Source organism: Pseudomonas sp. AB39(2026), assembly GCF_059831485.1.
Window position 1 is genome coordinate 1,232,121 of sequence record NZ_CP195212.1, and the last position, 13,013, is coordinate 1,245,133.

9 protein-coding genes and 2 tRNA genes are annotated in these 13,013 nt (G+C 55.8%); 4 read left to right on the forward strand and 7 right to left on the reverse strand.

What is annotated here, in order from left to right; all coding sequences use genetic code 11:
- Window positions 1–25 precede the first annotated feature (25 nt).
- Window positions 26–1,501, forward strand: coding sequence for an MmgE/PrpD family protein (locus ACSAMW_RS05405; protein WP_500593023.1), 1,476 nt, complete (start codon window positions 26–28; stop codon window positions 1,499–1,501).
- Window positions 1,502–1,601: 100 nt separating this feature from the next.
- Here ACSAMW_RS05405 and ACSAMW_RS05410 read toward each other — a convergent pair.
- Together ACSAMW_RS05410 and ACSAMW_RS05415 are read right to left on the reverse strand one after the other, a co-directional pair.
- A tRNA-Asp gene (locus ACSAMW_RS05410) sits at window positions 1,602–1,678 on the reverse strand.
- A 17-nt stretch (window positions 1,679–1,695) separates the two neighbouring features.
- Window positions 1,696–1,771 (reverse strand) — tRNA-Val (locus tag ACSAMW_RS05415).
- A 162-nt stretch (window positions 1,772–1,933) separates the two neighbouring features.
- On the opposite strand from ACSAMW_RS05415, the gene rdgC reads away from it, so the two are divergent.
- The 3 genes from rdgC to ACSAMW_RS05430 all read left to right on the forward strand — a co-directional run bounded on the left by rdgC (window position 1,934) and on the right by ACSAMW_RS05430 (window position 5,644).
- A complete protein-coding gene (gene rdgC / locus ACSAMW_RS05420; protein WP_500593024.1) occupies window positions 1,934–2,854 on the forward strand; it encodes a recombination-associated protein RdgC in 921 nt (306 codons plus the stop codon).
- Between the two features lie 25 nt (window positions 2,855–2,879).
- Window positions 2,880–3,806: a bile acid:sodium symporter family protein gene (locus ACSAMW_RS05425; RefSeq protein ID WP_500593025.1), complete on the forward strand. Its 927-nt coding sequence runs from the start codon at window positions 2,880–2,882 to the stop codon at window positions 3,804–3,806.
- A 185-nt stretch (window positions 3,807–3,991) separates the two neighbouring features.
- Entirely contained in the window at window positions 3,992–5,644 is a 1,653-nt protein-coding gene (locus ACSAMW_RS05430) for an ATP-binding cassette domain-containing protein (protein WP_500593026.1), read from the forward strand.
- Window positions 5,645–5,840: 196 nt separating this feature from the next.
- Here the strand turns inward: ACSAMW_RS05430 and ACSAMW_RS05435 are convergent, their stop codons facing one another.
- From ACSAMW_RS05435 to ACSAMW_RS05455, 5 genes are all read right to left on the reverse strand, one after another.
- Window positions 5,841–6,458: a hypothetical protein gene (locus ACSAMW_RS05435; RefSeq protein WP_500593027.1), complete on the reverse strand. Its 618-nt coding sequence runs from the start codon at window positions 6,456–6,458 to the stop codon at window positions 5,841–5,843.
- Between the two features lie 94 nt (window positions 6,459–6,552).
- A complete protein-coding gene (locus ACSAMW_RS05440) occupies window positions 6,553–7,767 on the reverse strand; it encodes a glycosyltransferase family 4 protein (protein ID WP_500593028.1) in 1,215 nt (404 codons plus the stop codon).
- A 32-nt stretch (window positions 7,768–7,799) separates the two neighbouring features.
- Window positions 7,800–9,221, reverse strand: coding sequence for an HlyD family type I secretion periplasmic adaptor subunit (locus ACSAMW_RS05445; RefSeq protein WP_500593029.1), 1,422 nt, complete (start codon window positions 9,219–9,221; stop codon window positions 7,800–7,802).
- A complete protein-coding gene (locus ACSAMW_RS05450) occupies window positions 9,214–11,367 on the reverse strand; it encodes a type I secretion system permease/ATPase (RefSeq protein WP_500593030.1) in 2,154 nt (717 codons plus the stop codon). The genes ACSAMW_RS05445 and ACSAMW_RS05450 overlap by 8 nt, the downstream gene beginning before the upstream one ends.
- A 59-nt stretch (window positions 11,368–11,426) precedes the next feature.
- Complete coding sequence (locus ACSAMW_RS05455; RefSeq protein ID WP_500593031.1) at window positions 11,427–12,875, reverse strand: TolC family outer membrane protein; 1,449 nt, start codon at window positions 12,873–12,875, stop codon at window positions 11,427–11,429.
- Window positions 12,876–13,013: the final 138 nt, after the last annotated feature.

Below are 13,013 nucleotides of genomic sequence, written 5' to 3' on the forward strand. Positions count from 1 at the left end.
CTCCCTATAGACTTCGAGCGTGCCTATGCCCTACTTGATCAACCGACGGCAGCTGCTAGGCGGCCTGAGCAGCCTGGCACTGATGCCAGCCTTGGCCTGGGCCGATGACAGGAAGCCCACCCCAACGGGGGACACGGCCCCCTCCCTGGCACAACAACTGGCCCGGTACACCACTTCGCTTACCTACAACGACCTGCCCCCAGCCATCGTCGAACGGGTCAAGGCCCAGGTGATCGATGCCATGGGCTGCGCCATCGCTGCCCTGAAGGCGCCAGACGTGCTGAAAGTACGCCAAGTTGCTCAGGCCTTGAGCGAGGGTGTGTCCACACTGGTCGGCACTGACCGCAAAACCAGCATGGACCTGGCCTCGTTTGCCAACGGTGCAGCTGTACGCTATTTCGACCTGAACGATACCTACGCTGGTAAGGAAGTCGGGCACCCCAGTGACAACATCACCCCTTGCCTGGCGGTGGCAGAAGCGCAGCACTGCTCGGGCCAGGCCCTGATCCTGGCCATTGCCCTGGCGTATGAACTCGATTGCCGCCTGCTCGACGCCGTGCAGATCAGCACGCGAGGCTGGGACCACCCCAATTACAGCCTGCCCGCAGCGGCCCTGGCGGCAGGTAAATTGATGAAGCTGTCGCCCGAACAGCTGGAACAAGCGGTTAATCTCTCGCTGGCGGGGCACCTGGCCGTGAATCAGACGCGCCTGCAGGTGCTGTCCAACTGGAAGGGCCTGGCGGATGCGGAAGCGGGCCGCAATGCCATTTTCGCGGCCCAATTGGCTAAAGCAGGGCTGACGGGCCCTGCCCCGGCCTTTGAAGGAAACGCCGGGTTCTTCAAGCAGGTATCTGGGCCTTTCATGCTGGACACGCGCCAGTTCGGTGGGCAGGGCGGCACCTTCAAGATCGCCGAGTGCCAGGTCAAGCCCTTCCCGGCTCAGGCCTTGTTGCAAACGGCGATTGCTGCCGCCATCAAGGTTGGCAAGGCTGTACCCAATACCGAGCAGGTGGCCTCCATCCTGATCGCCACGTCCCACGCCGGGCTGCAGTACTCGGCCGAGTCCCCCGAAAAATTCGCGCCTACCACACGGGAAACGGCGGACCACAGCCTGCCCTACAGCGTAGTTCGGGCCATGCTGGATCAAGGAATAACCCACGCCAGCTATGCCGATAGCGCACTGAAGGATCCGCGCCTAGTGGCGCTGCTGAAAAGGGTAAAGGTGGAGGAAGATGAAACGCTGACCCGCTTGTCGCCACAGCGGCTGCCCAACCGAGTCACGGTTACGTTGAAAGACGGTCGCGTGATCACCGAACAGGTGAATGACTTGCCAGGGTTTGGTGGAAAGCCCCTAGACCGGCAAGGTACCGAAGAAAAATTCCTTCGCATCACTCAGGGCCTGTGGCCTGAGCAGCAGGCCCGGGCGTTCCTGGACGTAGCGTGGGCGCTGGACCAGCAGCAGGATTTGGGCGAGTTGTTGCGGCGCCTGAGGCTTTCTTAACCGCTTGTTGAGCGCAATGAGCGCAATAAAAAAGGCGAACCCGTTAAGGTTCGCCTTCTTTAACAGCTTCAAGGGCGTTCAGTGACCCTTGAAGCAAATATGGCGCAGCGGACGGGACTCGAACCCGCGACCCCCGGCGTGACAGGCCGGTATTCTAACCGACTGAACTACCGCTGCGCGATACACTGAGCGAGTGGTGGGTGATGACGGGATCGAACCGCCGACCCTCTGCTTGTAAGGCAGATGCTCTCCCGGCTGAGCTAATCACCCTCTGTCTCTCGGTGTGGGGCGCATTCTACGGACGGCTTTCCCTACTGGCAAGCGTTTTCTTAAAAAAATTTTTCAAGGGTTCCAAAGACTTAGACTGCCCTTGGCCTGACCGCCAACACAGAGAATAATGCGCGCCTTGTGCATTAACAGAGACACCTGCTCATGTGGTTCAAAAACCTGCTTGTCTACCGCCTTACCCAGGATGTGCCGTTCGACGCCGAGGTGCTGGAAGCCGCACTGGCCAGCAAGCCGGCGCGCGCCTGCGCCAGCCAGGAACTGGCGACCTATGGGTTTGTGGCGCCCTTTGGCAAAGGTGAAGATGCCCCCCTGGTGCATGCCAGCCAGGATTTCCTCCTGGTAGCTGCCCGCAAGGAAGAGCGCATTCTGCCCGGCAGCGTGGTACGCGATGCCGTTCAGGAAAAGATCGAGGAGATCGAGGCCGAGCAAATGCGCAAGGTCTATAAAAAGGAGCGGGACCAGATCAAGGACGAGATCATCCAGGCCTTCCTGCCACGCGCCTTTATCCGCCGCTCCAGCACCTTTGCGGCCATCGCGCCCAAGCAGGGCCTGATTCTGGTGAACTCGGCCAGCGCCAAGCGCGCCGAAGACCTGCTTTCTACCCTGCGCGAAGTGATGGGCTCGCTGCCGGTTCGCCCGCTGTCTGTGAAAATCGCCCCTTCCGCGACCATGACCGAGTGGGTCAAAGGCCAGCAGGCCGCCCAGGACTTCTTCGTGCTGGATGAATGCGAACTGCGCGACACTGCCGAAGACGGTGGCATCGTGCGTTGCAAGCGCCAGGACCTCACTGCCGATGAAATCCAGCTGCACCTGAACACCGGCAAGCAGGTCACGCAACTGGCCCTGGCCTGGCAGGACAAGCTGTCCTTCGTGCTGGACGACAAGATGGTGGTCAAGCGCCTGAAGTTCGAAGAGCTGCTACAGGACCAGGCCGAGGAAGACGGGGGCGAAGAGGCCCTGGGCCAGTTGGACGCCAGCTTTACCCTGATGATGCTCACCTTTGGCGAATTCCTGCCGGCACTGTTCGAAGCCCTGGGCGGCGAAGACATGCCACAAGGCATCTGACCACTACTCTAATAAGGAACGCACCATGCGCGCTCTGGCCACCCTCAGCCGCTTCGTAGGAAATACCTTTGCCCTGTGGGTGCTGGTGTTTGCCCTGCTGGCCTTCCTGCAACCCCAGTGGTTCATCAGCTTGAAGGTGGCCATCGTGCCCTTGCTGGGGCTGGTGATGTTCGGCATGGGGCTTACCCTCAAGCTGGACGATTTCGCCGAGGTGTTTCGCCACCCCTGGCGAGTCGGCCTGGGCGTGGTGGCGCATTTCGTGATCATGCCGGGCGTGGCCTGGGTGCTCTGCCAGCTGTTTCACCTGCCACCGGAAATCGCGGTGGGTGTGATTCTGGTGGGCTGCTGCCCTAGCGGCACCTCTTCCAACGTGATGACCTGGCTGGCCAAGGGCGACCTGGCGCTGTCCGTGGCCATTGCGGCGGTCACTACCCTCCTCGCTCCGCTGCTCACGCCCACGCTTATCTGGCTGCTGGCGTCGGCCTGGATGCCCGTCAGTTTCTGGGACATGTTCTGGTCCATCCTGCAGCTGGTGATGCTGCCCATCGTGCTGGGTGTGGTTGCCCAGCGGCTGTTGGGCAAAGCGGTAGCCGTGGCGGTGGAAGTACTGCCGCTGGTGTCAGTGGTCAGCATTGTGATGATCGTGTGCGCGGTGGTAGCTGCCAGCCAGGCAAAAATCGCCGAATCCGGGCTGCTGATCATGGCGGTGGTGATGCTGCACAATGGCTTTGGTTACCTGCTCGGCTATTTCACCGGCCGGCTGTGCGGGCTGCCCCTGGCCCAGCGCAAGTCGTTGGCGCTGGAAGTGGGCATGCAGAACTCGGGGCTAGGCGCTGCACTGGCCGCCGCTCATATTTCCCCTATCGCCGCAGTGCCCAGCGCGCTGTTCAGCGTCTGGCACAACATCTCCGGGGCGCTGCTTTCTACCTATTTCAGGCGGATGAAGGAATAGGGTGCCCCCTGTGGGCGCTGACAGAGCCTGCGAACTGACTTTAAACCCTAGTTCATTCGCTGGCTGTCGCCAGCTCCCACAGGGTTTGTGCCGTTGGGGGAACCACCTCATCCTACTGATCCTTGTCATGTCGTGCCCCTTGCCCCTGCCTTAATATCGGGGTACGTCGGCTTGAGAAAACAATAATGAGTAGCGACAACGCCACCTTGATCATCAAAAACCTGACCTTGCGCCTGCCAGACGGCAGGCCGCTGTTTCTAGGGCTTAACGCGACGTTCTCTAGGCAGTTCACCGGCATTGTCGGGCCCAACGGCAGCGGCAAATCGATGCTGGCGCAGATCATGGCCGGGCGCTTGGCGGCGAGTGAAGGCAGTGTGCAATGCACCGGCACGGTCGGTTATCTGCCGCAATGGCTCGGGCCCATCAGCGGCACCGTTGCAGACCTGCTAGGCGTACGGGATGTTTTGCAGGCCTTGGCTGCGGTTGAAGCAGGCGCCTGCGACCCTGCACTGTTCGACCTGATCAACGACCGCTGGAGCCTGCCGGGCGATATCCAGGCCTGCCTCACGCGCCTCGGTCTAGCTCATCTTCCCCTTGATCGCCCCAGCGAAGCCTTGAGTGGAGGCGAGACGGTGCGCCTGATGCTCGCCGGCCTACAGCTTGGCGGCGCGCGGGTATTGATACTCGACGAGCCCACCAATCACCTGGATCGCCAGGCGCGCGAGCAGTTGAGCACAGCGCTGTGCCACGGTAAGGAAACCCGGATTGTCATCTCCCACGACCGGGCGCTGCTGGAACACGCGGATCGCATTCTTGAGCTTCGCGGCGACGCGCTGGTTCACTACAGTGGTGGCTATAGCCACTATCGAGCGCAACGCCAGGCCGAGCAAGACAACGCTCAGGCCGCACTGGTCAGGGCGCGGGCAGCACGGGACAGCGTCGAGCAGCGGATCACCCTGGCCCGTCAGCGCGAGGTGCAAAGTGCCAGCCATGGCCGCAAGGTGGCGCGTGCTACCGGTACACCCGCCATCGTCGCCAATGCGCGGGCAGAGCGCGCCGAACAACACAGCGGCCATCAGCGCATCCAGCAGGGGCGCCTGAGTGAGATGGCGCGAGAGCGACTTGACCAGGCCAGGGCGGAGGTGGAGCCGGTACGCCCAAGCCACCTGATCGCCCCGCCCGGCCTCATCGCTAATGCCACACAGGTGGTTACGCTCGAACACTGCGAACTCCCCTACGGCCCGCCCGACAACCGCTTTATTGATCTCACCCTGCACGGCCCGGTGCGGGTTGGCGTGATCGGGCCAAACGGCTGCGGAAAATCCACGTTACTGAAGGTGATGGCTGGGCAACTGGCGCCCGCCAGCGGCGTCGCTCGGCCTGTCTTGCGCACTCACCTGATCGACCAACATGCTCAAACCTTCGATCCCGAGCACAGTATCGAGCAGGTGCTGCGCCATGAGCTGGGCACCGCCGAAGAAGGCCGTTTTCGTCAAGCCTTCGCCAACGCCGGGCTCGACGCTCGGCAGATGGCTACGCCCTTCGGGCGGCTTAGCGGTGGCGAACGCCTGCGCGCCTCACTCGCCTGGCTGGCGGGCGGCCCAGAACAGACACAGCTGTTGCTGCTCGACGAAGTAAACAACCACCTCGATATCGCTGCCCTGGAAGCGGTTGAGCAATTGCTTGGCCAGTTCAAGGGCGCGCTGATTGTGAGTGCTCACGACCCTGCTTTTCGTATATGCCCAAGGTCTTCTGTAAAATCAAGGCTATCAAACTCCGTACCTCTTGTAGAGATGATATATTCGCCGGTCTGGAGATTTTGGAAAACTATCCCTTGAAAACCTGATTCAGTTATATCAGGTGACACTGCCACAACCCTGTAACTATTAGCAAAATCTTTTGCCTTTTCTGATGCAAAACCAACCTCAGTCAAAGCTTCAATATAGTCTAAAGACCCCACACCCATTGCAGCATTTAAATTTCCATATGCAGCATCCGCCAATTCTGAGTAAGCTGTCAGCTCATTATAACTCACTATTTTCTCTCCACTTTATGATTAATTGCAGCAGTAACCAAATTACCATTAAGATCAGCCTTGTCGCTAGGGCCTCTACATGACTTATTGCTATTGTTGAGAAATATCCTAGCTCTTATTATGCGAAGCAGGTAGCCGCCTTGAGTCCACGCAATCGCTTCCCGCGCTATAATATTGTATTCATTACGATCTACAATATTAACTTCGAAAATTGAACTTTTATACCCCCAATTTCTGGTATGACTTTCTACCTCTATGGCACTTTGAGGGCTTTCAATTTTCTCAAAGCCATTAGAACCATACTTGAAATAACCATCTTTTTTATTACCGATTTCTACGTAGGAATATCCATCATCAACATATGACTTTGCCTGTTTTTCACTCCAGTCAGGCGCATAAAAACCCTGATCATCAAGGCGCTTTATAATTTCAGAACCTGTTTTTGTACAAGCTATGTTGAAGCTCAGCATAGCCAATGTATCGTCACCTATAATTATTAAAAATAAAATCAAAAGGATTATTTTAGCCCTCCCCCTTACTTCGAGTTTTTCAATGAAGAGCCATTTTAATCCACAGGCTATAAAGCAAAAAACAATAAGCAGCAACATTATATCCATTTTACACCCACTTAAATTTCAAAACGACGTAGAGATATAGGAACTATTTCAATCAAGAGCCTAGCTTAAAAATTAACACCTATAGAAAACAGCATCAGCCATCGTCATTGAGAACCGAAAAAATGACGCCTATCCATTTTTTCACCCCATTTTCCAAAGAGTAACTACAAGCAGTTTTTCTTGCTTCGATCTTGGTCGAATCATTTTCTTTGGACTTTATAAGCGCTTTAGAGACTGCTCTTCCAATTGAATTTTTATCAAAAAAATCTACTAAACTGCCATTCTTATTATTTTGAATAACCTCTGCTACTGGCGGTGTATTCGAACCTATTATATGGCAACCTGCCGACATCGCTTCAAGCGCTGACCAGGAAAGAACGAAGGGATACGTGAGGTATACATGCGCACTTGAAACTTGAAGTATTCGTCGATAATTGGCAGTTGGAACCTTTCCAAGAAAGTGTACATTTGCAGTGTTTATTGACTTTTCAGATAGCAGCTTTTCCTTCCAGCTAGCATATCCGCTAGGCTTTCGCCCATAGCTCACGCCATCCCCACCCACAATTATTATCTTAGCCTTCGGGGCTATTTCTTGAATCGTAGGTATCGCTCTCATAAAGCTATGAAACCCTCTATAAGGCTCCAGGTTTCTGGCGACGTACGTTACTATTGGTTGCCCTGCCCGTATAACTTCCTTCGTGGGCAGCTCATAACTGGCTTCTGGATCTGGACGAATATTTTCAGTATCTACCCCTTCGTGAATAACCCTTATCTTCTCTCGATACGCTTCAGGATGCACACTTAGTTGCCACTGAGTAGGAGTTACTCCAGCGTCGCACTGTTCCAAGTTCAGGAGATGAAGCGCATTCGCACTTCTGGCTCGTGCTTTATCATCGGCTTTTGTAGGAAACTCAGGGTCGAACCCAATATCAGCTCCATTCGTTTGATAATAGTATTCGCAAAAATGTATCAATGGCACCGAAGGATATAGATCCTTGATAAATAGGGTCTCACCCCAACCAGGATGTGCTACTACCACATCTGGTACGTAGCCGAGACCTTTCATACGCCTTAAAATCCTAAAAACCTCTTGCCCATGGAGAACTGCTTCTTCGTAGGTTTTAAGGTAAGGGTGTGAATTGCCATTAACGCTACGCCGTGGCTTATAGCGTTTCAAGTTCACTCCAGGCATGCCCGGTGCTGTGTCTCGTCCTATTGCAGTGACTTGCCATCCCAGATCATTCGTAGCATGCCTAGCTAAATGCAAAAACTGCCCAGGAAAGTTTTGATGTATGATCAGCAACTTCATGAATACCCCTGCCAACTGTGTAAAACCGGGCTTTATCGTTCGCCTAGGCTTTCAGAAAAGTGCTGCTCAAGCGGACTCAGGAAATAATCAATAATCCGTCTCTCATCCGTTTTAACCTCCACCGTCACCGCCATCCCCGGGCTTAGCGCCATGGCCTCTGCCCCACCGGACAAATGATTCGCATCCAACTTGACTTTCGCACTGTAGATAAGCCCTCGCTTCTCATCTTCGATGGCGTCATTGGACACACTCTCAACTTTCCCTGTCGCGGTGCCATACTTAGTGAACGTAAATGTTTCAACTTTTACGGTAACGCTTTGCCCCGGGTGTACAAACCCAATGTCTTTGTTCTCAAGCATCGCTTCAACTTCAATAGGCTGGTTTTCTGGAACCAGGGTAAGCAGCGGTTGCGCGGGCGTGACTACGCCACCCACGGTGTGGGCGTTCAGCTGCTGTACTGTGCCGTCAACGGGTGCTTTAAGCGTCGTGAGCAGGTCTTGGTATCGAGCTTTGGCCAAGTCCTGATCCAGTGCATTCACCTTTTGCTCCGATTGCTGCAACAGGTCCAGCATGGCCCGCCGGGTTTGCGCGACGATACCGTCCACACGGCGTTCTGCTTCTTGTTTGGCAGCGGAAGATTGAAGCAGGCTGGCTTGCTGAACACTCAACTGCCGCTCTAGCTCTAGCCGTGCTTGCTCCTTTTCCAAATAGGCATGCCGGGCGATGTATTGCTTTTCCAGCAGGTGCTGGTAGTCCTCGGCTAATTTAGCCGCAATAGGAAGGCTTTTTTGCAGCCCTGCTACCTGAGCACGGGCAGACTGAATATCCGCCTGGCGTTGCTGAACTTCGGCGGCAGCGGTGTCCAGGCTGCTGCGGTATTCAAGGTACTGGCCTTGAACCCAGCGTTCAGCAGCCAGCACTTGAGCAGGTTCAGCACCTTTGATCATGCCAGCCAAAGCCTTTGGCGGTTGTTTTCCATGGATGGCTTCCAGCATCGCAGCCGCCCGTGCTTTATCGATACGGGCAGCCATAAGCTCACTGGTTACCCGCCCAACGTCGGCTTCGGCTGCTGTAGCGTCCAGCTCAAGCAACACGTCCCCAGTTTTTACGTGCTGGCCGTCAACCACGTGAATGGCTTTGACGACAGCAGTCTCGCTAGATTGAATCACTTTGCTTTTGCCGCTGGGAATAACCTTCCCGCTGGCCGTAGCCACAATGTCTATTTTGCCTAAGCAGGCCCAGACCAAGACCAGGGTCGCGAACAGTACGATGCTCCATAACATCACGCGCGGAGCTGGGTGCGTGGGCTTTTCCTGTAGCTCCAGCGCGGCTGGTAAAAATTGAAGCTCATGCGCTACCCGAGCTGGCGCCTGCATGGCATGCCTGTGCTTCCACGATTGCTTCCACGCGCGCCTATAGCGTTGAGCCAAGCCGTTTTTTTCAGGTTCAGACATGGCTCCCTCCCTGTTGCAGGCGATGCAGCCGTGAGTAATGCCCGGCCTGGTGGGTCAATAACTCGGCGTGATTACCTTGTTCTACGATCTGGCCCCGGTCTACAACGATGATCCGGTCCGCGTCCCTTACGGCTGAAAGCCTGTGAGCGATGATGATCACCGTGCGCCCTTTGCAGATTGATTTCATGTTCTGCTGGACGATGCGTTCTGACTCATAATCCAGCGCACTGGTCGCTTCATCAAAGATCAGCACACGTGGGTTACCCATCAGTGCCCGTGCGATGGCGATGCGTTGCCGCTGCCCGCCAGACAATGAGGCGCCATGCTCACCTACAACGGTGTCATAGGCTTCTGGCAGTTCCATGATGAAGTCATGTGCGCCGGCCAAGGTGGCCACCCGGATAACGGCGTCCATGGGTGCGCCGGGGTCTACCAAAGCAATATTCTCTCGAATGCTTCGGTTGAAGAGCATGTTGTCCTGTAGCACTACGCCAATCTGGCGCCGTAGCGACGAGACGTCGGCCAATGCCAGGTCCATGCCATCCACCAGCACGCGCCCGCGTTCCGGCACATGGAGCCTTTGCAACAGCCGGGTCAATGTACTTTTGCCGGAGCCTGAGCGGCCGACGACTCCGATAACTTCACCAGCTTCGATGGTGAGGCTGATGCCACGGAGAATTTCGGAGCCGTCCGGCCGGTACCGGAAATGTACCTGGTCAAACTCAAGTCGGCCTTTGATGGGTGGTAGCGTGCTTTTGTTGGTTTGGCTCAGTTCGTTCTTCGTATTGAGAATATCGCCTAGCCTTTGTACGGATACGCCAGTTTGCTGGAAGTTGGTCCATAGCTGAGCCAGGCGCATGATGGGCTGTGCTACACGGCCGGCCAGCATATTGAACGCTATCAGTTGGCCGACTGACAGGTGGCCGTCTATCACCAGCTTTGCGCCAAACCATAATGTGGCGACCGTCACCAGCTTGCCTACCAGCGCGACACTTTCATTGGCGACAGTGGACAGCGTTTGGCTTTTGAAGCCTGCGGCCACGTAACCCGCCAGTTGGTTGTCCCACTTCCTGATGGCTTGGGGCTCTACCGCCATGGCCTTCACTGTATCGATACCGTTTACGGTCTCCACAAGAAAAGCCTGGTTCTCTGCACCTCGTGCAAAGCTTTCATTCAGCCGTGCCCGCATGAGCGGGGTAATAAAAAGTGAGACAGCAAGGTAGAGCGGAAGGGATAGCACAACGATAAGCGTGAGCCAGCCACTGTAGTAAAACATCACCGCGATAAACACAACGGAGAACAATACGTCCAGTACCAGGGTGATCGCGTTGCCTGTCAGAAAGCTTCGGATGTTCTCCAGTTCACGCATCCGCGCTACGGAGTCCCCCACTCGCCGCGCCTGAAAGTACGCCATGGGAAGCGTAATCAGATGACGGAACAAACGTGAACCTAGCTCGACATCGATACGGCTGGCGGTGTGAGAAAAGATGTAGCTGCGTAAGCCAGATAAACCGGATTCGAAGAGCATTACCCCCGCGAGCCCGACTGCAATGACATCCAGAGTCGTCAGCCCATGGTGTACCAGTACCTTGTCCATCACGACCTGGAAGAAAAGCGGTGTGACCAGGGAAAACAGTTGGAGGATGAATGAAGCCAGCAGCACCTCACCCAGTAGTTTTCGGTATTTCACAATCGCTGGGATAAACCAGGTGAAGTCAAAACGGGACGCTTCCGCACCATTGGGCATCTGCGTTTTCACCAGAATAAGTGCGCCGCTCCAGCGTTCATTCAGTTGCTCTAAAGTAATGACCTCGGGCCGCTGTGAGCGTGGGTCATGGATCAGCGCTTTACCTTGATCCAGCTTGGCGAGCACAAAGTAATCGCCGTTCACATGGCACGCGATTGCAGGCAATGGGGTGCGATCTAGCCGGTGTACCGAGGTGTGAGCGGCTTTAGCTTTTAGCCCTATTTTTTTGGCGGCTAGTAGTAAAGAGGTTTGCGGCAGTGGCCCGTCCGAACTACCAAACTCATGAAGAATTTGATCTGGCGAAATGGGACGCTGGTTCACACGTGCCAGCATCACTAGGCAGGCTAGGCCAGTGTCCAATGTAGGAGGGGCTTCTTGAGGTACTACAGGTTCAAGCATTCTGGCTCCTGGCGGTACAGCGGGGCACCGCGCCCTAAACGTGTTACGTTGCAGAACGCTCAACGGGGCGCATGAGTAGCAACCTTGGAAAGCTGCAGTGATCCGGGGGGAAGAAAGTCGCGGTCAGGGTCATAGCTGGGCAGCAAATACCTTGCCAGCGCTTGAAGATCAGTTGGGGACAGGCTACCAGCGGCCTGTTTGAGCTTGAGCGTGTCGATGATGTAGTCGTAGCGCGCATTGTTATAGTCGCGTACGGCGGCATAGAGCTGACGCTGCGCGTTGAGTACGTCAGCGATGTTCCGTGATCCTAGGTCTACGCCTACCTGGTTCGCCTCGACGGATTTAAGGCCAGAAAAAATGCTCTGTCGGCGGGCAAATATCTGCTCGATGTCCGCACTGATGCCACGCAAGGCATTGCGTGTGTTAAGCACCACTTCACGGCGCTTGTCTTCTTGTTCATCCTGGCTCTGGTACAAACGCTCGGTGGACTCGCGGACCTGCGAGCGCGTCATGCCGCCGCTGTACAAGGGAATATTGAGTTCCACACTTACGCTGCTCTGGGCAACACTGCCGCCGTAGCCGTTGGTACCGAAGTCGGTGGGGTTGTTGTACCCGAAACTGTCGTTGTCTCCTTTGCGGTACGAGGCTACGACATCCACCGTGGGCGCATACCCTGCCTTTCGCTGGGCGATTGTTTGCTCGGCAGCATTCACTGCTCTGGCGCTCGCGAGCAACTGAAGATTTTGCCCCACCGCTTTCTCAACCCAGTCGTTTGGGTTGGCAGGGACTGGAGGTTGGGTCGGCAGCTCATGCCCAATGGCGGCAATGGACTCATAGTCTATGTGGGTAAGCCGCGACAATGCCTCAAAAGCATCGTCTACTTTGCGTTGAGCCAGTTGGCGGTTGGCTTGAGCATTATCGAACGCGGCTTGTGCGTCATAAACATCAGTGATGCTTGACGCCCCGTCATCCAGCTTGCCCTGGGCCTGGTCACGTTGGCGGAGCAGTGCGGCCTCTTCTGCTTTCGCCGCGGAGAGCGAGTCAAGGGCACGCAACGTCTCAAAGTAGGCCTGGGCCGAGGACAGAATCAATGTTTGTTCTTTGGCTGCAAGCTCAAGCTCGGCTTGATCGACAGAGGCCTGCGCAGCCTTGAGTTGATACCACCGGTCTGCGTGGAACAGTGGTTGGCTCAAATTGGCCTGAAAAGTACTACCGCTGCGCTCACGTGTAAGCGAAGGGCGATCGCGATCAAGCCGCGTGAGTTCAGTTTTAGTGCCCGCGCTGAGCGTTGGCAACAGCCCTGACATAGCCTGTGGAATGGCTTCAACCTGCCCTTTGAATGCGTGACGGGCGGCGGAAATCTGAGGGTCGCTTTGCACTGCGGCCTGATACACGCCGAGCAAATCAGCCCTGTGGCCTGGCTCAGCCCTGGGAACTGCAAAGGCCGCTTCGGGCAAACTCGCCACGCACACGACAACCATAACGCTAATGTGCACAGGGTTTAGCATTTCCAATCCTTTGCGGAGTTCCAAATATGGCGCTGTGCGCTGGAGACGGGATGGCCTCCGGGATACTTTCGGCATAAAAAGTTTGAACTTAAATATATTTACATCGAGAAAAATTTGGCGAACCAAATTATTGACCAC